The 17500-nt window shown below is 68.1% G+C and carries 16 protein-coding genes; 12 read left to right on the top strand and 4 right to left on the bottom strand.

Annotated features, from left to right (window positions below):
• Positions 1-2 precede the first annotated feature (2 nt).
• The 10 genes from I7X12_RS01060 (at position 3) to I7X12_RS01015 (ending at position 9085) form a co-directional block, all read left to right on the top strand.
• Positions 3-539, top strand: coding sequence for a 50S ribosomal protein L6 (locus tag I7X12_RS01060; RefSeq protein ID WP_198062046.1), 537 nt, complete (start codon positions 3-5; stop codon positions 537-539).
• Entirely contained in the window at positions 539-1282 is a 744-nt protein-coding gene (locus tag I7X12_RS01055) for a 50S ribosomal protein L32e (protein WP_198062045.1), read from the top strand. Before I7X12_RS01060 ends, I7X12_RS01055 begins: the two co-directional genes overlap by 1 nt.
• A complete protein-coding gene (locus I7X12_RS01050; protein WP_198062044.1) occupies positions 1275-1712 on the top strand; it encodes a 50S ribosomal protein L19e in 438 nt (145 codons plus the stop codon). The genes I7X12_RS01055 and I7X12_RS01050 overlap by 8 nt, the downstream gene beginning before the upstream one ends.
• The gene (locus I7X12_RS01045) at positions 1712-2272 is read left to right on the top strand and encodes a 50S ribosomal protein L18 (RefSeq protein ID WP_198062043.1); all 561 of its coding nucleotides are present in this window, start codon (positions 1712-1714) and stop codon (positions 2270-2272) included. The genes I7X12_RS01050 and I7X12_RS01045 overlap by 1 nt, the downstream gene beginning before the upstream one ends.
• Positions 2269-2901 carry a 30S ribosomal protein S5 gene (locus I7X12_RS01040; protein WP_198062042.1) on the top strand — a complete coding sequence of 211 codons (633 nt, stop codon included), beginning with the start codon at positions 2269-2271 and terminating at the stop codon, positions 2899-2901. Before I7X12_RS01045 ends, I7X12_RS01040 begins: the two co-directional genes overlap by 4 nt.
• On the top strand, positions 2901-3365 hold the full coding sequence (gene rpmD, locus I7X12_RS01035) for a 50S ribosomal protein L30 (RefSeq protein WP_198062041.1): 465 nt from the start codon (positions 2901-2903) through the stop codon (positions 3363-3365). Before I7X12_RS01040 ends, rpmD begins: the two co-directional genes overlap by 1 nt.
• Entirely contained in the window at positions 3362-3859 is a 498-nt protein-coding gene (locus I7X12_RS01030) for an uL15m family ribosomal protein (protein WP_198062040.1), read from the top strand. The genes rpmD and I7X12_RS01030 overlap by 4 nt, the downstream gene beginning before the upstream one ends.
• Positions 3860-3861: 2 nt before the next feature.
• Positions 3862-5346 carry a preprotein translocase subunit SecY gene (secY, locus tag I7X12_RS01025; RefSeq protein ID WP_198062039.1) on the top strand — a complete coding sequence of 495 codons (1485 nt, stop codon included), beginning with the start codon at positions 3862-3864 and terminating at the stop codon, positions 5344-5346.
• A gap of 217 nt (positions 5347-5563) precedes the next feature.
• The gene (locus I7X12_RS01020) at positions 5564-8071 is read left to right on the top strand and encodes a bacterio-opsin activator domain-containing protein (protein WP_198062038.1); all 2508 of its coding nucleotides are present in this window, start codon (positions 5564-5566) and stop codon (positions 8069-8071) included.
• Between the two features lie 78 nt (positions 8072-8149).
• Positions 8150-9085 (top strand): DNA adenine methylase, encoded by a 936-nt coding sequence (locus tag I7X12_RS01015; RefSeq protein WP_198062037.1) that lies wholly within the window; start codon positions 8150-8152, stop codon positions 9083-9085.
• Here I7X12_RS01015 and I7X12_RS01010 read toward each other — a convergent pair.
• Both I7X12_RS01010 and I7X12_RS01005 read right to left on the bottom strand, forming a co-directional pair.
• Positions 9079-11328, bottom strand: coding sequence for an amino acid permease (locus tag I7X12_RS01010; RefSeq protein ID WP_198062036.1), 2250 nt, complete (start codon positions 11326-11328; stop codon positions 9079-9081). The genes I7X12_RS01015 and I7X12_RS01010 overlap by 7 nt on opposite strands.
• On the bottom strand, positions 11325-11816 hold the full coding sequence (locus tag I7X12_RS01005; protein WP_198062035.1) for a universal stress protein: 492 nt from the start codon (positions 11814-11816) through the stop codon (positions 11325-11327). Before I7X12_RS01005 ends, I7X12_RS01010 begins: the two co-directional genes overlap by 4 nt.
• Positions 11817-12044: 228 nt before the next feature.
• Here I7X12_RS01005 and I7X12_RS01000 point away from each other — a divergent pair, with 228 nt between their 5' ends.
• Entirely contained in the window at positions 12045-12794 is a 750-nt protein-coding gene (locus tag I7X12_RS01000) for an Lrp/AsnC family transcriptional regulator (protein WP_198062034.1), read from the top strand.
• Positions 12795-12827: 33 nt separating this feature from the next.
• Here I7X12_RS01000 and I7X12_RS00995 read toward each other — a convergent pair whose 3' ends face one another.
• The gene (locus I7X12_RS00995; protein ID WP_198062033.1) at positions 12828-15065 is read right to left on the bottom strand and encodes an amino acid permease; all 2238 of its coding nucleotides are present in this window, start codon (positions 15063-15065) and stop codon (positions 12828-12830) included.
• On the bottom strand, positions 15058-15606 hold the full coding sequence (locus I7X12_RS00990) for a universal stress protein (protein WP_198062032.1): 549 nt from the start codon (positions 15604-15606) through the stop codon (positions 15058-15060). The genes I7X12_RS00995 and I7X12_RS00990 overlap by 8 nt, the downstream gene beginning before the upstream one ends.
• Positions 15607-15921: 315 nt before the next feature.
• On the opposite strand from I7X12_RS00990, the gene I7X12_RS00985 reads away from it, so the two are divergent.
• The gene (locus I7X12_RS00985; RefSeq protein WP_198062031.1) at positions 15922-17481 is read left to right on the top strand and encodes a TrkH family potassium uptake protein; all 1560 of its coding nucleotides are present in this window, start codon (positions 15922-15924) and stop codon (positions 17479-17481) included.
• Positions 17482-17500: the final 19 nt, after the last annotated feature.

Below are 17500 nucleotides of genomic sequence, written 5' to 3'. Positions count from 1 at the left end.
CAATGCCACGCACAGAACTACAGATTCCAGACGAGGCGAGCGCCGAGATGGACCACCTCGAACTCACAGTCGAGGGGCCCAACGGCAGCGTGACCCGACGGCTCTGGTACCCCGACGTGTCGGTTTCGGCCGACGGCGACAGCGTCGTCATCGAGAGCGACGAGGACGACGCCAAGACGATGTCGACACTGGGGACCTTCGAGAGTCACGTTCGGAACATGTTCCACGGCGTCACCGAGGGCTGGGAGTACGAGATGGAGGTCTTCTACTCTCACTTCCCGATGCAGGTCGACGTCGAGGGCGAGGAAGTCGTCATCGAGAACTTCCTCGGCGAGCGCGCGCCGCGCCGCACCGAGATCCACGGGGACACCGACGTGTCGGTCTCCGAGGAGCAGATCACGCTGTCCGGTCCCGACGTGGAAGCCGTCGGCCAGACGGCGGCGGACATCGAACAGCTGACCCGCGTCACGGACAAGGACGTCCGCATCTTCCAGGACGGGGTCTACATCACACAGAAACCGACCCGAGGTGACGCCTGATGGCAGACGACGACCAAGACACCGAGGAGGCCGCGGCCGACGAAGAGTTCGAGGAGCTGGAGGACATCAGCGGCGTCGGGCCGTCCCGAGCCTCCGACCTCGAAGACGCCGGCTACGACACCGTCGACGACGTGCGCGGCGCCAGTCAGGAGGAGCTCGCCGACGTGGTGGGCAACGCCCTGGCGGCCCGCATCAAAGCCGACGTGGGCGGCCTCGAGGTCGCCGAGGAGACCGAGGCCGAGGTCGAGGAAGAGGAGACCGAGGAAGCCGAGGAAGCAGAGGAACCGGCCGAGGACGTCGAGACCGAGATGCGTCCGCGCATCGAAGTCGACTTCGAGCCGGACCTGGACGAGAACACCGAGCGGCTGCTCACCGAGCGGCGGACGACGAGCGTGCCGCAGTTCAACCGCCAGGACTACCACAAGAAAAAGCGCGTCTCGACCTCGTGGCGCAAGCCCCGGGGCCAGCTCTCGAAGCAGCGGATCGGCATCAAGGGCAAGGGCGACACCGTTCAGGCGGGCTTTCGCTCGCCGAAAGCGGTGCGCGACCTGCACCCGTCGGGCTTCGAAGAGGTTCGCGTGCACAACCTCGACGACCTCGAGGGCGTGGACGGCGACACGGAAGCCGTCCGCATCGCCTCGAAGGTCGGCGGTCGCAAGCGCGAGCGTATCGAGGACGAGGCCGAGGACCGGGAGATCCGCGTCCTCAACCCCACCTACGAGGAGGTCGAAGTCGATGACTGACCTGAGCGCACAGAAGCGAATGGCGTCGGACGTGCTCGACGTCGGCGAGAACAAGATCTGGCTCGACCCCGAACGCCAGGGCGAGCTCGCGGACGCGATCACCCGCGAGGACATCCGCGAACTCGTCGACGAGGGTGCCATCCGCGCCGAGTCGCCGAAAGGCAACTCGCGCGGTCGCGCCCGCGAGCGCCAGGAGAAACGCGCCTACGGCCACCAGAAGGGCCAGGGCTCCCGGAAGGGGACCGCGGGCGGCCGCGAGAACCAGAAGGACAAATGGGAATCGAAGATCCGCGCACAGCGCGCGAAACTCCGCGAGCTGCGTGACTCGGGCGAGATCTCGACGTCGCGCTACCGCGATCTCTACGACCGCGCGAGCGGTGGGGAGTTCGACAGCGTCGCGGACATCGAGCGGACACTGGAGGACAACTAATGGCGACAGGACCACGCTACACGGTGCCGATGCGGCGTCGCCGCGAGGCCCGGACCGATTACCATCAGAGGTTGCGCCTGCTGAAATCCGGCAAACCGCGCCTGGTCGCTCGAAAGAGCAACCGGCACGTCACGGCGCAGCTGATCATCACCGGAGCCGAGGGCGACGAGACTATCGCGAGCGCGCATTCGAGCGACCTCGAGGAGTACGGCTGGGAGGCGCCGACGGGCAACATGCCCGCGGCGTACCTGACCGGCGTCCTCGCGGGGCTGCGCGCGGTCGAAGCCGGCCTCGACGAGGCCGTGCTCGACATCGGTCTCAACACCCCGACACCGGGTAGCAAAGTATTCGCGGTACAGGAAGGCGCAATCGACGCCGGACTCGACGTTCCCCACAACGACAGCGTGCTCGCCGACTGGTCGCGCACGCGCGGCGAGCACATCGCCGACTACGCCGAACAGCTCGACGACGGGCTCTACGGCGGGGACTTCGACGCAACAGACCTACCGGAGCACTTCGACGACATGCGAGAACAACTGCTGGAGGCGGATGAACTATGAGTAGCGGCTGGGAGCCGCGGACACGGCTCGGCAACGCGGTCGCCGAGGGCGAGATCGACAACATGCAGGACGCCCTCAACTCCGGCCTGCCGCTCAAGGAACCGGAGATCGTCGACCAGCTCGTCCCCGGACTGGAGGACGAGGTGCTCGACATCAACATGGTCCAGCGCATGACCGACTCCGGTCGTCGCGTGAAGTTCCGCTGCGTGGTCGTCGTGGGCAACCGCGACGGCCTCGTCGGTTACGCGGAAGGACGTGACGACCAGGTCGGCGGCGCCATCCAGAAGGCCATCGAGGTGGCGAAGCTGAACCTCATCGACGTCTCGCGGGGCTGCGGGTCCTGGGAGTGTGGCTGTGGGCGCGCCCACACCGTCGCGCTCCGGACGACCGGCAAGGCCGGGAGCGTCGAGGTCGAACTGCAGCCCGCGCCGCGCGGGCTCGGGCTCGCGGGCGGGGAGACGGTCCGCCACGTGCTCGAACTCGCGGGCATCGAGGACATCTGGACGCGCTCGTCGGGCAACACGCGCACGACGGTCAACTTCGCGAAGGCTACCTTCAACGCGCTCCAGAACACCGCCGAGGCCCGCGTCCCCCAGGAGACCTGGGAGAAGCGCGAGGTGATCGAGTGATGCAAGCGCTCGTTCAGCTCCGCGGCGAGGTCAACATGAACCAGGACGTCGCGGACACGCTGGAGATGCTCAACGTCCACAGCGTCAACCACGCCGCCTTGGTCCCGGAGACGGAGGCCTACCGCGGGATGGTCACGAAGGTCAACGACTACGTGGCCTACGGCGAGCCCAGCGTCGAGACGGTCGCGCTGCTCATCGAGCGGCGCGGCGAGCCGCTGGAGGGCGAGGCCGACATCGACGACTCGTGGGTCGTCGCCAACACCGACTACATGAGCGTCGAGGAGCTCGCAGAGGCGCTCGCCGACGAGGAGACGACGCTGCGCGAGCAGGGGCTGGCGCCGACGCTGCGCCTGCACCCGCCCCGTGGCGGCCACGACGGTATCAAACACCCCACCAAGGAGGGCGGCCAGCTCGGCAAGCACGACACCGAGGCTATCGACGACCTCCTGGAGGCGATGCGATGACATCCAAGAAGAAACGACAGCGCGGCTCCCGCACGCACGGCGGCGGTACGCACAAGAACCGCCGCGGCGCCGGCCATCGCGGCGGTCGGGGCAACGCGGGCAGCCGCAAACACGAGATGCACAACCACGGCCCGTGGGACAAACACGGGTTCAAACGACCCGAGGGCGTCCAGGACGAGGTCGCGGAGGTCGACGTCCGCGAGCTCGACGAGGACGCCGCGCTGCTGGCGGCCGAGGGCGTCGCCGACGAGGACGGCGACGGCTACGCCATCGACGCGCGCGACGTGGCCGAAGACGGCCACGAGGTCGACGTGGTGAAGGTGCTCGGTGCCGGCCAGGTCCGCAACGAGCTGCACCTGGTCGCCGACGCCTTCTCGGACGCGGCCGAGGAGAAAGTCGCGGACGCTGGCGGGTCGGTCGAGCTGACCGAGGCCGGCCAGGCCCGCGCCGAGGAAACCGACAAGGATACACCTGACGAGCAAGACGAGTCATAACCATGGGCTGGAAGGACACCGCCGAACCGGTACTCACCCGCATGCCCACCGTCCAGCGACCCGAGGGGCACGTTCCCTTCAAGCGCAAGCTGGGCTGGACGGCCGGCGTGCTGGTGCTGTACTTCTTCCTGACGAACGTCTTCCTGTTCGGCCTCGGTAGCGGACAGGGTGGCGACGTCTTCGGACAGTTCCGTTCGATCCTGGCCGGTGGCCAGGGGACGATACTGCAACTCGGTATCGGGCCGATCGTCACGGCGAGCATCGTGTTGCAGTTGCTCGGCGGTGCCGACCTACTCGGCCTCGACACGCAGAACAACCCCCGGGACCAGATCCTCTACCAGGGTCTCCAGAAGTTCCTGGTGCTCGTGATGATCTGCCTGACGGGTCTGCCGATGGTCTTCGCCGGCTCGTTCCTGCCGGCCAGCCAGTCGCTCGCCCAGTCGTTCCCCGGCGGGACGTTCGGCGTCCAGTGGCTGCTGTTCGCGCAGATCTTCGTCGGCGGTGTCCTCATCCTCTACATGGACGAGGTCATCTCCAAGTGGGGCGTCGGCTCCGGGATCGGCCTGTTCATCATCGCGGGCGTCAGCCAGCGACTGATCGGCGGGCTCGTCTCGACGAGCTTCATCGGCAACCCCCAGGAGCTCGGTATCATCCCGATATGGATCGGTATCCTCAGCGGTAGTACCGACGTGGGACCGATCCTCGGGAGCGGGCTCCAGACGCTCGTGTTCGGCCAGGGGCAGATCCTCGCGCTGATCACGACGGTCATGATCTTCGTCGTGGTCGTCTACGCAGAGAGCGTCCGTGTGGAGATCCCGCTGTCGAACACGCGCGTCAAGGGCGCCCGCGGTCGCTTCCCCGTGAAGCTCATCTACGCCAGTGTCCTGCCGATGATCCTCGTCCGCGCGCTGCAGGCCAACCTCCAGTTCCTGGGCCGGATCCTCAACGCCCAGCTGGGGAGCCTGCCCGCGTGGCTCGGGACCTACCAGTCCACTCAGGGCGGCATCGCCAACCCGGTGGGCGGTCTGTTCTACTACATGGCCCCGGTCCGGAACCCCGAACAGTGGATGTGGTGGCTCGGCCAAACGAACGCCGAACCGTGGCAGATCATGCTGCGGGTCGGCGTCGACCTGACCTTCATGGTCATCGGTGGCGCCATCTTCGCCATCTTCTGGGTCGAGACCACCGACATGGGCCCCGAAGCGACCGCCCAGCAGATCCACAACTCCGGGATGGAGATCCCCGGCTTCCGCCGCAACACCAGCGTCATCGAGAAGGTGCTCGAACGCTACATCCCGCAGGTGACCGTCATCGGCGGCGCGCTGGTCGGCCTCCTGGCCGTCCTCGCCAACATGATGGGCACCATCGGGAACGTCTCCGGGACCGGCCTGCTGCTGACGGTCTCGATCACCTACAAGATCTACGAGGAGATCGCCGAAGAGCAGCTCATGGAGATGCACCCCATGATGCGCCAGATGTTCGGGTAGAACCGCCGACTATCCGTTCGCGACCCAATTTTTCGACGTCCAGGCCAGCCCGACCAGCGGCGCCGCCGGGTCTCTGGCCGTGGGCCACACCGGGACGCACCGAGGTATCGACCCGAGGGTCACGTTCGTGGGCGAACTCGGCGCGTGGATCGGACCCGGTGGCGGCGTCGGCGAGGTGAGCGACACAGATTCACCCATCCGAGACGTAGCGTCGGATATGAGTGGGTTCGAGGGTTCGACTGACTCGACGGACGATGGTGAGGATCCGGCGGGGGGTGGCACCGAGCACGGCGATAAAGGGGGTCAGATCGAACTCGCTCTCGAGGCGGGTGCGATCGGTGTCTGGGAGTTCGACGTACGCGACGACACCGTCTCGATGCGGTCGTCCCAACACGACAGGCTCTTGGGCTACGACGATCCGCCCGACACGTGGAGCGTCGAGCGCTTCTTCGACCACGTCCACCCGGACGACCGTGAGCGCGTCGAGGAGAGCTACGAGGCGGCACTGGCGAGCGGCGAGTGGTCGTGCGAGTTCCGGATCCAGCGCGCCGACGGGGACCAGCGGTGGCTCGCCGCCGACGGTGTGATCGCTCACGACGACGGGACGCCGAGGCGGGCGGTCGGGACCGTCAGGGACGTGACAGACCGGAGGCGGCTCGACCGGGACCTTCGGACCGAGAGAGAACACCTCCGCGTCGCCCTCGAGAACTCGCCGTTTACCGCGTTCCGTCTCGATACCGACCTCCGATACACGTGGATCGGTGGCGCACACGACGACTTCGACCCGGATGCGGTGATCGGCAAACGAGACGACGAGGTGCTTCCGCCCGAGCCCGCCGAGCAGATCATGGAGCCCAAACGACGTGCCCTCGAGGCGGACGAGGCGGTCAGAGAGGTGGTCACCTACGAGTTACCCAGTGGATCGGTCACATACGACCTCACGGTCGAGCCGTTGCGCGAGGACGGGGAGGTGATCGGACTGACCTGTGCGGCACTGGATATCACCGAGCGAACGCGCCTGGAGCGGACGCTGGTCCGTCTCCACGAGGCGAGTCGCGATATCGTGGCGGCGGCGACCGCGACGACTGTGGCCGAACGGGTCGTCGAGGCCGCCGTCGGCGCGCTGGGGATCGACGCGGCGGTCGTCTACCTACTCGACCAGGCCGACAACGTGCTCCGCCCGGTCGCTCCGACCGACGGGCTCCACGACCTCCGTGGTGAGGTGGCTCCGGAGCCGCCGGGCGGGTCACCGATGGTCTGGCGCGCGTTCGCGAACGACGAGACGGTCTCGCTCGGCGGGTCGGCGGGTCGCGGGGGCGTTCCCGATTCCGTCGAGAGCGGGCTCTGGATCCCGCTGGCCGCTCACGGCGTCCTCGCCCTCGCGGCCGGCGAGCGCGAGGCGTTCGACGAGGAAACGAGGCGGGTAGCGGAACATCTGGCGGCGACCGCCGAGGCGACGCTCGATCGGATCGCTCGCGAGGCCGCCGTCGAGGCGCGCGAACGGGAGCTGGCCGAACAGAACCGTCGGTTGGAGGGGCTCGGACGGATCAACGATATCATCCGGGAGATCGACCGGGAACTCGTCCGCGCCACGAGCGTCGAGGAGATAGAGGCAGCCGTCTGCGAGCGGCTGACCCGCGAGGGTCGGTTCGCGTTCGCCTGGCTCGGCGAACGCGACGGCGAAGTAGTCACGCCACGTGCCCGGGCGGGCGACCGGGCGGGGTATCTCGACGACATCTCGCTCGAACTGTCCGCGGACGGTGGTGATCCGGCAGTCGAGTCGGTCGCGAGCGGGGACGTGACCCACGTCGCGGACGTGGTCGAGACCACCCGAGCGGACCGCTGGCGCAGGACTGCGCTGGCGCGTGGCTACCGGTCCATCATCGCCACACCGGTCCGCTACGACGGAGTCGATTACGGTGTCCTCGCGGTGTACGACCACGAGGCAGACGCCTTCGGTCCGCTCACCAAGGAGGTCCTGGTCGAGCTGTCGGATACGGTCGCGCGGGCACTGAACGCTGCGGAGATCCGACTGGCGCTCGGGTCGGACGCGGTCGTCGAGGTCGAACTCGATATCCGGGCGGTCGACACGGCGCTCGGTCGGTTCGCGACCGAGGCCGACACGCGACTGGACGTCCACGGTGCTGTCCCTGCGGGTGAGGGGGAGGTCCGGGTGTTCTTCTCGTCGGACGACGACCTCGAAGCGGCGCTGGGAGACGCGGTCGCCACGACGAGCATGCAGTCGTTCGAGCGCCTCGGGCCGGGGAGCGGCTTCGGTGACCGGACGCGTTACGAGGCGACCGTCAGCGGGGTGACGATCCCGACGGCGCTCGCTCGGAGTGGCGCGCGCGCCCGACGCGTTCGGATCGACGACGGTGTGGCCACGGTCGCCGCGGAACTCTCCCGGTCGACCGACGTGCGCGAGTTCGTCGGCCGGGTCAAGGCCGCGTTCCCGGAGACGGAACTGGTCGCAAGACACGACGGCGAACGGCTCGACCGGCCGGCGTCGGACCCGACGGAGACGCTCGAAGGCCTCACCGACCGCCAGCGGGAGGTACTCCGGACCGCGTACCTGAGTGGATACTTCGAACGGCCTCGGGACCGGACCGGCGAAGAGGTCGCCGAATCGCTCGGGATCAGTCAATCGACGTTCAACGACCACCTGCGCCGCGCCGAGCAGACGCTGTACGCGCGGATCTTCGACGGTGACTCGTCCGTCGGTTGACTCGCCGACCGGGCGGGCTCCGGTCGCGGGCGCGAGCGATAGTCGGGCTTAAGACGGTGACCGACGACCGTCCGGTCAATGGCGAAACCGGTGTTGAAGTGGGCTGGCGGCAAGCGACAGTTGCTCGGGGAACTGTACACGCGCTTCCCGACGTCGTTCGACCGCTACCACGAGCCCTTCTTCGGCGGTGGCGCGGTCTTTTTCGACCTCGAACCCGCCCGAGCGACGGTCAACGACACCAATCCCAGGCTCGTGAACTTCTACGAGCAGGTCCGCGACCGACCGGAGGCGCTGATCGAACGGTTACGAGACTTTCGTGATCCCGAGGCCGACCCGGACCCGTCTCTGCCGTTCGACGGGGAGACGCGGCGCGGCAAGGCGGTCGAGCAGTACTACTACCAGCAGCGCGCGCGGTTCAACGAGCGCGCCTACGGGGAGGGGTGGCCCGCGAGCGACGACGAACGGCTCGAAGAGGCGGCGCTATTGCTGTATCTGAATCGGACGTGCTACAACGGGCTCTACCGCGAGAACGGCGACGGCGGGTTCAACGTCCCCATCGGCCGGTACGCCGATCCCGACTGGGTGCAGGCCGAACGGGTGCGCGCGGCGGGCGAGGCGCTCGCCGGGACCGAGGTGCGGAACGGCGACTTCGCGTACGTCCTCGACGCCGCAGAGCCGGGCGATCTGGTCTACTTCGACCCGCCCTACGAGCCGATGAGTCCGACGGCGGACTTCGCGGAGTACAGCGCGGCGGGGTTCGGCCGCGACGACCAGGAGCGGCTGCTGGAGGTGGCCGTCGAACTCGACGAGCGGGGGGTGTGGGTCGTCCTGTCGAACAGCGGCGTCACGTACGACCGCTACGACGAAGCGGGCTTTTCCGTCGAGCGAGAGGGTGCCACGCGGGCGATAAACAGCGACGCGAGCGCTCGCGGCGAGGTCGACGAGATAATCGCGACGAACGTGCCGGGCGACGAGCGGGGCGGGCCGGACCAGCGGTCGATCGAGGACTACTGATTGCCGAACAGGCGCTGACGGAGCGAGCGCTCGGTGGGCTTCTCGGCGAGGACGACCGAGCAGTCCACGTCGTCGACGACGTCCATGACGAGCGACCCGCCGAGCAGGCGCTGGAGCAGCCCCTCCTCACTGGCGCCGAGGACGACCAGCGTAGCGTCTCGTGCGGCGGATTCGATGGCGGCCTCCACGTCGCCGGTCTCGACGTGGAGGTCCGCGTCGCCGAGGTCGTGGTCGTTCGCCCACTGGGCGAGGAAGTCCGCTCCCTCGGCGCTCTCGCCCTCGTCGGCGACGTACAGCAGGCTCACCTCGGCGTCGAACTCCCGGCGCAGGTCTGTCGCCAGTTCCGCGCCGAGTTCTGAGTCGGGGCCGCCGGCCGTCGGGACGAGGACTCGCGAGGGGTCGAACCCGCGGTCCCGCAGGGCGAGGAAGTCACACGGAAGGTCGCCGGCCACGTCGTCGAGAGCCGACTCCGTGCGGCCCGGCGACCAGTGGGCCTCCGGCCCCCAGCCCATCACCGCGAGATCGGCCTCGTGCGTGCGGACTGCGTCGAAGACGGCCTCGTAGCCCTGGTGGGAGAGGATGGTGTGGGTCTCGACGGGGACGCCGAACGTCTCGGCGTTCGCTCGGGCGCGGTCGAGCAGGCCCTGGGAGGTGGCGTCGATGTCGTCGGCGCGGTCGCGGGCGCGGTCCAGGGGCGTCTGGTCGGGGACGGTGACGATGTGGGTCGCGACGACCGTCCCGCCGCGCTGTTTCGCGACGGCGCTGGCGAGGGTGATGAGTTCCTGCTCGTGTTCGGGGTTGGCGAGCGGGACCATCACGCGGTAGTCGCCGCCGTCCGGTGCGACCGTCTCCGCCGCCGAGACCGCGATGTCCGGCATCTCCTCGGAACGTTCGGTCACGAACTCGCCGAGCGCGCCTTCGTAGACCGTGTGGCGCCGGGCGTAGACGAGATACCAGACCACGGCGGTCACGACGAACGCCATCGAGAGGCCGATCTCGATCGGGTCCATGAACGTCACGAGTGCCAGCGACGCGACGGCCCCGAGGATCGGCGTCACGGGGTAGAACGGCACCGTGAAGTCGGGGTCGTACTCCTCGACGTCGGCCTCCCGGAAGACGATGAGTCCGACGTTGATCAGCGCGTAGACGACGAGGTGGAGGACGCTGGCGGCCTTCGCGAGCACTTCGAGTTGCTGGCCCAGCGCGGCGATGAACACGAGGATCACCGCTCCCGTGACGAGGATCGACCGGTAGGGCGTGGCGAATGAGGGGTGGATATCGTTGAGCCAGTCGGTGACGATCCCGTCTCGGCCCATCGCGAAGTTGATCCGCGCCGACGCGAGGATGCTCGCGTTGGCCGACGACGCGGTCGCCAGCAGCGCCGCGAGCGTGACGACCGTCACCGCGATGCCGGTCAGTCCGCCGGGGAACGCGATCCTCGTCACCTGGGCGACGGGGGCGTCTCGGCTCAGGTCCGGCCATGGGACGACCCCCAGCATGATGGTCACGAGGATCCCGTAGACGACGGTCACGAGGGCGACGCTTCCGATGACGGCGATCGGGAGGTTCCGCCCCGGGTTCTTCAGCTCCTCCGCGACGGTCGCGATCTTGGCGTAGCCGAGGAAGGAGACGAACACGACCGCGGTCCCCGGGAGGATGGCGCCGTAGCCCATCGGGGTGAGACCCCCGTCGCCGACGAGGACGGCGTAGTCGAAGGAGAGCCAGCCGAAGACGGCGAAGACACTCAGGATCGACAGGAGCGTGAGGACGATCACCGTCTGGATGCCGCCGGTCTCCTTGGCGCCGATGTAGTTGACGCCGACGAAGATGACGCCGGCTATCAGCGCGCCGACCTGGATGTCCGCGAGGAACAGGAAGCCGGGTATCGGCGCGAGCGTCGCGAGGTACTGGCCGAACCCGATGCAGTAGAAGGCCGAAGCGAACGCCAGCCCCATCCAGTCGCCCATCCCGGCGATCGAGCCGAACAGGGGACCGAGCGAGCGGTTGATGTAGTAGTAGCCCCCGCCGGCCTTGGGCATCGCCGTCCCGAGTTCCGACACGGAGAAGGCGTTGATCATCGCGACGACGCCGCCGACGAGGAAGGAAGCGACGACGACCGGGCCCGCCTCCTGGGCGGCGACCCCCGGGAGGACGAAGATGCCCGCGCCGATCATCGTCCCGATCCCGATCGTCATCGCCGAGAGCAGGCCCAGGTCCTTCGCGAGGTCCTCGTCGCTGCTCATTCCGTCCCGTCTCCCGTCTCGGTCGTGTCGTCGGGAGTGATCTCCGTGACCGCCGCGTCCGTCTCGGGATCGGGGAGCGTCACGACCGGTCGGTCGGACTCGGTGACGAGCCGGAGGGTCTTGTCGCCGGCCAGGAACTGGACGATCCGGTTGCCCCCGCGCGGGCGGAACGCGATCACCGACGCGTCGACCTCCTCGGCCACCCGGACGATCGCGTCGACCACGTCGCGGTCGTACAGCACTCGGTCGTCCGCCGGGCCGAACTCCTCACGGAAGGCCTCGAACGCCGCCTTCGCGACTTCCTCGCTCTGTTCGACCGGGGTCTTGTCCGGCACGCCGCCGCCCTTCTCGACGACGTACGCGACGGTCACCCGGTCGGGATCGTGCGGCGCGAGCGCCCTGGCCGTCGCCCTCGCATCCGAATCGTCGGCTACCGGGACGAGCGCGTGTGCCATCACGTCCCGTTCCCCGTCTATCGACGCTGTCATACTCCTAGATTAACCGAATCCGTAAAATACGTTCCGATAAGTTGGCTATCGAGAAAATATTTGCACCTTTTCTAAGTAATCGTTTGGAAGGGGCGAGGGCCTCGCTATCCGCTCGTTTTCGACGTTTCCGACCTCGGTAGCGAGTGATACCGGCGTGAAACCCCCGTTCGTGGAACGAACGCCGACGAAACAGGGGTGCTTATTTTCGATCCGGTCGTTGGTATAAATATGAGCGATCGGTTCGACGAGATAGACAGGCGGATCGTCTACATGCTCGCGGAGGACGCGCGACACACGTCGGCGCCGGACATCGCCGCCGAGGTCGACGTGTCGCCGGCGACGATACGGAACCGGATCCGCCGTCTCGAAGCGGAGGGAGTGATCGAGGGGTACCACGCCCAGATCGACTACGAGAAACTCGGCGGTCGATTGACGAACCTGTTTCTCTGTACGGCGTCGGCGACGGACCGCAAGCGGTTCGCCCAGCGGGTCCTCGACATCCCCGGCGTCGTCAACGTCCGGGAGATCATGACGGGCGACGAAGACCTCCACGTGACCGTGGTCGGCAGGGATATGGCCGACATCAGGCGGATTTCGCGGGAGATCGCCGCGATCGGGGTCCACATCGACGACGAGGACCTGCTACACCGCGAGCACTTCCAGCCCTACGAGGCGTTCGGCTCCGACGGCACCGACCCCGCGCCGCCGGTGACGGGCATCGCGGACATCAGCGACGACGCGGACGTGGTCGAACTGCAGGTCGGTGAGGACGCGCCCATCGTCGGGAAGACGCTGGAAAACGCGGCGAAGGAGGGGTTGCTGGACCGGGACGTGCTCGTCGTGTCGGTCGACAGCGGCGAGGGGGAAGACGGCGTGACGCCGGACGGGACGACCGCGATATCGGGCGGCGAGACGGTGACGCTGTTCTCCAGAACGGGCCTCGCCGAGGAGACGCTCCGCGTGTTCACGGGGCACTAGCCCTCGGTCCGCGAGGGGGAAACCCGTGGCCGGTCAGCCGAACAGCCGCTCGCGCAGCGACCGCTGGGTGCGTTTCTCCGCGAGGAGGACCGAACAGTCCACGTCGTCGACGACGTCCATGACCACGGACCCGCCGATCAGCCGCTGGAGCAGGCCGCGTTCGCTGGCGCCGAGTATCACGAGGGTGGCGTCGCCGGCCGCCGCTTCGATGGCGGTCTCGACGTCGCCGGTCTCGACGCGCATGTTCGCGTCGCCGAGGTCGTGGTCGCTGGCCCACTCGGCAAGGAAGTCCGCGCCCTCGGCGCTCTCGCCTTCGTCGGCGACGTACAGCAGCGTCACCTCAGAGCCGAACTCCCGGCGGAGGACGGTAGCGATCTCGGCGGAGAGGTCCGAATCGGGGCCGCCGGCGGTCGGGACGAGCACGCGCTCGGTGTCGAGCCCGCGGTCGCGCAGGACGAGGAAGTCGGCGGGGAGGTCGCCGGCCATCTCGTCGAAGGCCGACTCGGCGCGTCCGGGCGAGCCGTGGGAGTCCGGGCCCCAACCCATGACGACCTGGTCGGCGTCGTGGGTGCGCGCGGCGTCGAAGATCTGCTCGAACCCGCGGTGGGAGAGGATGGTGTGGGTCTCGACGGGGACGCCGAACGTCTCGGCGTTCGTCCGGGCGTGGTCGAGCAGCGTCTCCGAGGTGGCGTCGATGTCGTCGGCGCGGTCGCGGGCGCTCGCCAGCGACGTCTGGTCGGGGACGGTGACGATGTGGGTCGCGACGACCGTCCCGCCCCTGGCTTTGGCCATCGCGCTGGCGAGGGTGATGAGTTCCTCCTCGTGCTCGGGGTTGGCGAGCGGGACCATCACGCGGTAGTCGCCGCCGTCGGGGGCGACGCCGGCCGCGGCCGAGACGGCCGGTTCGGGCATCTCGTCGGAGCGTTCGAGGATGTACTGCGAGAGGATGCCCTGCTTCTCGGTGCGCGTCCGGGCGTAGAAGACGTACCAGACCATCGCGCCGACGACGAGGACGGCGCTGACGACCTTCGCGGTCCCGATGATGAAATACAGGAGCGCGAAGGAGCTCAACGTTCCGACGATCGGGACGATGGGGTACAGCGGGACGGTGTAGTCGGGCTGGTACTCGTCGGGGTCGGCCGTCCGCATGACGATGAGCGCGATGTTGAGCAGCCCGTAGATGATCAGGTGCAGCGCCGAGCCGATCGAGGAGAGCAGTTCCAGGTCGGCGGTGACGATGAACACGAGGATGAGCAGCCCCGTGATCCCGATGGCGCGATAGGGCGTCGCGAAGCGGTCGTGGATCTCGTTGAGCTTCGGCGTGACGATGTTGTCACGGCCCATCGCGAAGTTGATCCGCGAGGAGGCGAGGATGGAGGCGTTGGCCGACGAGGCCGTCGCGAGCAGGCCGCCGAACAGCAGGGCGCCGGCCATGATCGTCCCCTGGATCTGGCGACCGACCTCGACGACCGCCGTGTCGCCCCGGGCGGACACCTGGGCGACGAACCCCTCGGGGACGGCCGCGCTCATGATCAGCAGGACGAGCGCGTAGATGGTCGTCACGATGAGGACGCTTCCGATGACCGCCCGCGGGAGGTTCTTGCCGGGCTCTTTGATCTCCTCGGCGACGCTCGTGATCTGGACGAAGCCCAGATAGGAGACGAAGATCAGGCCCGTGGTGGCCATCATCGGCCCGTAGCCCTCCGCCGTCGGGAGGTTCGCGGGGTCGGCCCGGAGCGACCCGAAGATGGTGAAGACGGTGAGGATAGCGACGAGGACGACGACGATGACGTTCTGGAGTTTGCCGGTCTCCTTGGCGCCGACGTAGTTGACCATGGTGAAGAAGGCGGCGCCGACCAGCGCGATGAGCTTGATCGCGGTTATCTGAATCGGGCCGACGCCGAACGTGCCCTCGACCCCGATTATCTGGCTCATGTAGTCGCCGAACCCGTACATGTAGAAGGCGCTCGCGAAGGCGAGCCCGAGCCAGTTCGCCCAGCCCGCGACCGAGCCGAAGAGCGGTCCGAGGGCGTGGTTGACGTAGAAGTACGCGCCGCCAGAGCGGGGCATCGCCGTCCCGAGTTCGCTGGCGGACATCGCCGTGAACAGCGCGATGACCCCGCCGAGGACGAACGCAGCGATGGCGAGGCTCCCGGCTTCCTCGATGGCGACGCCCGGGAGGACGAAGATCCCGGCGCCGATCATCGTCCCGACGCCGATCGTCAGCGCCGCGAGCGGCCCGAGGTCTTTGGCAAGGTCCTCGTCACTCACTCTCGGATCCTCCGGTGTCGTGGGCCGATTCGCCGGTCGCGTCGTCCGCCGGTTCGCTTCCGTCGGTCGCGTCGGCCGCCGGTTCGCTTCCGTCGGTCGCGTCGGCCGCCGGTTCGCCGCCGTCTGGGTGGGGGACGTCCGGCAGGACGACCACCGGGCGGTCGGTCTCGGTCACGAGTGACAGCGCCACGTCGCCGGTCAGCAGCTGGATCCACCGGCTGCCGCCCCGGGGCGTGATGACGATAGCCGACGCGTCGAACTCGTCTGCGGCCGCGAAGATAGCGTCGGCCACGTCGGTGTCGTAGCGGATCTCGGTGTCGAGGTCGGCGTCGCCGAGGTGGGATTCGAGGATCGCGAACGCTTCCTCGGCGGCCGCCTCGCGCTGTTCGACGCCGGCCTTGTCGGGGGCGCCGCCGGCCTTCTCGACCACGTGGACCGCCAGCATCGAGCCGAACTCGTGGCCGTCGAGCGCGCGGGCGGTGGCCTCGGCGTCGTCGTCGCTGGCGACCGGGAGGACGACCCGGTTCAGGAGGTCGCTCATCGGCGCCGCTCCGGCGGTCGGCGGCAGTTCGATTCCGCTCCGGCGGTCGAAGCGAGAGCGCTACCGGGGGAGACGAACCGTTGCATGCTCGGTCTGTACGCCCGACCCGACTTAACCGCTGTGACCGACGACGGCTCGGTGGTGTCGCCGATCCGTCAGTACAGCCGATACCGCGCTTCAGCGACGGAAACTGGCGGTCTCGGGAGTCGATCGTAGTCGGTTCGAACCGGCGTGGTCACACAGAACTCCGGTCCGAGCCGGCGTGGTCGTTCCGAAACACACATCTTGTACGGCTCGGACCGTGACAGTTGTCTCATGGCGGTCGCCACCGATCGGTACGTCGACTATCGTCTCAGCCTCTCGCTGGTCGGGACGGTCGTCAAGTACCTGGCGGCCGCTCCCCTCTTCCCGGTGCTCGTCGCAATCTACTACGGCGAGAGCGTAGTCCCGTTCGTCGCGACCAGCGCGGTCATGGTCGCGGTCGGACTCCTCCTCGAGCAGCTCTCCGACGACTCCGACCTGGGCCACCGCGAGGCGTTCCTGCTGGTCAGTCTCTCGTGGCTCGTGATCCCGATCCTCGGGACCGTCCCCTACCTCGTCGCCGGGAACGGCGTGTTCACGGGCCCGGTCGCCGGCCCGGTCAACGCGCTGTTCGAGAGTATGAGCGGGTTCACGACCACCGGGTCGACGGTCATGGGGAGCATCTCCTTCGACACCCACTCCCGCGCGTTGCTCATGTGGCGCCAGCTCTCCCAGTGGCTCGGTGGGATGGGCATCCTCGTCCTCATGGTCGCCATCCTCCCGGAACTGTCGGTCGGTGGCGCCCAGATCATGAACGAGGAGGCGCCCGGCATCTCCATCGAGAAGCTCACGCCGCGGATCCAGGAGACCGCCCGCGCGCTCTGGAAGATCTACGTCGGACTCACCGTCCTGGCGGCGCTGGTGTACTTCGGCCTCGACGCCGTCGGGCTCGGCACGAACATGGGCGCCTACAACGCCGTCGCCCACGCGCTCACGACGCTTCCGACGGGCGGGTTCTCGCCGGAAGGACGCAGCGTCGAGGCGTTCTCGCCGGCCATCCAGTGGGCGTTCGTCCCGTTCATGGTCGTCGCGGGGACGAACTTCGCGCTGTTCTGGTACGCCCTGGACGGCCGGGTCGACAAGCTGACCGGCAACGCGGAGTTCCGGTCCTATCTCGCCGTGATGGGCCTGGTCACCGCCGCGCTCACCGCCCTGCTGTTCACCGGGCTGGGAATTTCGGGGGCCACGCCGAACGTCGGCACCATCCCGGGGAACATCGAGCACTCGTTGCGCCAGGCGACCTTCCAGGTCGCGGCCATCGTGACGACGACGGGCTACGCCAGCATGGACTTCAACAGCTGGCACCCCGTCGCCCAGACGGTCCTCCTGTTCGCCTTCTTCCTGGGCGGGTCGGCCGGCTCCGCCGCGGGGTCGATCAAGATCGTCCGGTGGGTGCTCGTCCGGAAGGCGATGTATCGCTCGCTGTTCACGTCGGTCCACCCCGACGCCGTCGAGCCGGTCCGAGTGGGCGACGAGGCCGTCGCCGAGGAGACGCTCCGGGACGTGTTCGTCTTCATCATGATATTCCTGACGCTGTTCGTCGTCTCGACGGTCCTGCTGTACGTCGACAGTCTGTTCGTCGACGGGATCGACCTGACCGGGCTCCAGGCGATGAGCGTCGCGATCGCGACGCTGGGCAACGTCGGCCCGGGCTTCGGCGCGGTCGGGCCGATGAACAGCTTCGAGCTGTTCTCGGCCCCGGCGAAGCTGTACATGGTCTTCCTGATGTGGATCGGCCGCCTGGAGATCCTCTCGGTGCTCGTCATCCTGACGCCGGCGTACTGGCGGTCGTGAGCGCGGCGCACCGACCGTG

The sequence above is a fragment of the Halosimplex litoreum genome (genome assembly GCF_016065055.1).
In the GTDB taxonomy this organism is placed as follows: domain Archaea; phylum Halobacteriota; class Halobacteria; order Halobacteriales; family Haloarculaceae; genus Halosimplex; species Halosimplex litoreum.
The sequence above is the reverse complement of the archived record's forward strand: the minus strand, read 5'-3'. Positions and strand labels throughout refer to the sequence as shown.

What these genes read in the sequence shown, in the direction of transcription:
- I7X12_RS01060 (WP_198062046.1), top strand. Translation starts at nt 3, where the DNA reads ATGCCACGCACAGAACTACAGATTCCAGACGAGGCGAGCGCCGAGATG.
- I7X12_RS01055 (WP_198062045.1), top strand. Translation starts at nt 539, where the DNA reads ATGGCAGACGACGACCAAGACACCGAGGAGGCCGCGGCCGACGAAGAG.
- I7X12_RS01050 (WP_198062044.1), top strand. Translation starts at nt 1,275, where the DNA reads ATGACTGACCTGAGCGCACAGAAGCGAATGGCGTCGGACGTGCTCGAC.
- I7X12_RS01045 (WP_198062043.1), top strand. Translation starts at nt 1,712, where the DNA reads ATGGCGACAGGACCACGCTACACGGTGCCGATGCGGCGTCGCCGCGAG.
- I7X12_RS01040 (WP_198062042.1), top strand. Translation starts at nt 2,269, where the DNA reads ATGAGTAGCGGCTGGGAGCCGCGGACACGGCTCGGCAACGCGGTCGCC.
- rpmD (WP_198062041.1), top strand. Translation starts at nt 2,901, where the DNA reads ATGCAAGCGCTCGTTCAGCTCCGCGGCGAGGTCAACATGAACCAGGAC.
- I7X12_RS01030 (WP_198062040.1), top strand. Translation starts at nt 3,362, where the DNA reads ATGACATCCAAGAAGAAACGACAGCGCGGCTCCCGCACGCACGGCGGC.
- secY (WP_198062039.1), top strand. Translation starts at nt 3,862, where the DNA reads ATGGGCTGGAAGGACACCGCCGAACCGGTACTCACCCGCATGCCCACC.
- I7X12_RS01020 (WP_198062038.1), top strand. Translation starts at nt 5,564, where the DNA reads ATGAGTGGGTTCGAGGGTTCGACTGACTCGACGGACGATGGTGAGGAT.
- I7X12_RS01015 (WP_198062037.1), top strand. Translation starts at nt 8,150, where the DNA reads ATGGCGAAACCGGTGTTGAAGTGGGCTGGCGGCAAGCGACAGTTGCTC.
- I7X12_RS01010 (WP_198062036.1), bottom strand. Translation starts at nt 11,328, where the DNA reads ATGAGCAGCGACGAGGACCTCGCGAAGGACCTGGGCCTGCTCTCGGCG.
- I7X12_RS01005 (WP_198062035.1), bottom strand. Translation starts at nt 11,816, where the DNA reads ATGACAGCGTCGATAGACGGGGAACGGGACGTGATGGCACACGCGCTC.
- I7X12_RS01000 (WP_198062034.1), top strand. Translation starts at nt 12,045, where the DNA reads ATGAGCGATCGGTTCGACGAGATAGACAGGCGGATCGTCTACATGCTC.
- I7X12_RS00990 (WP_198062032.1), bottom strand. Translation starts at nt 15,606, where the DNA reads ATGAGCGACCTCCTGAACCGGGTCGTCCTCCCGGTCGCCAGCGACGAC.
- I7X12_RS00985 (WP_198062031.1), top strand. Translation starts at nt 15,922, where the DNA reads ATGGCGGTCGCCACCGATCGGTACGTCGACTATCGTCTCAGCCTCTCG.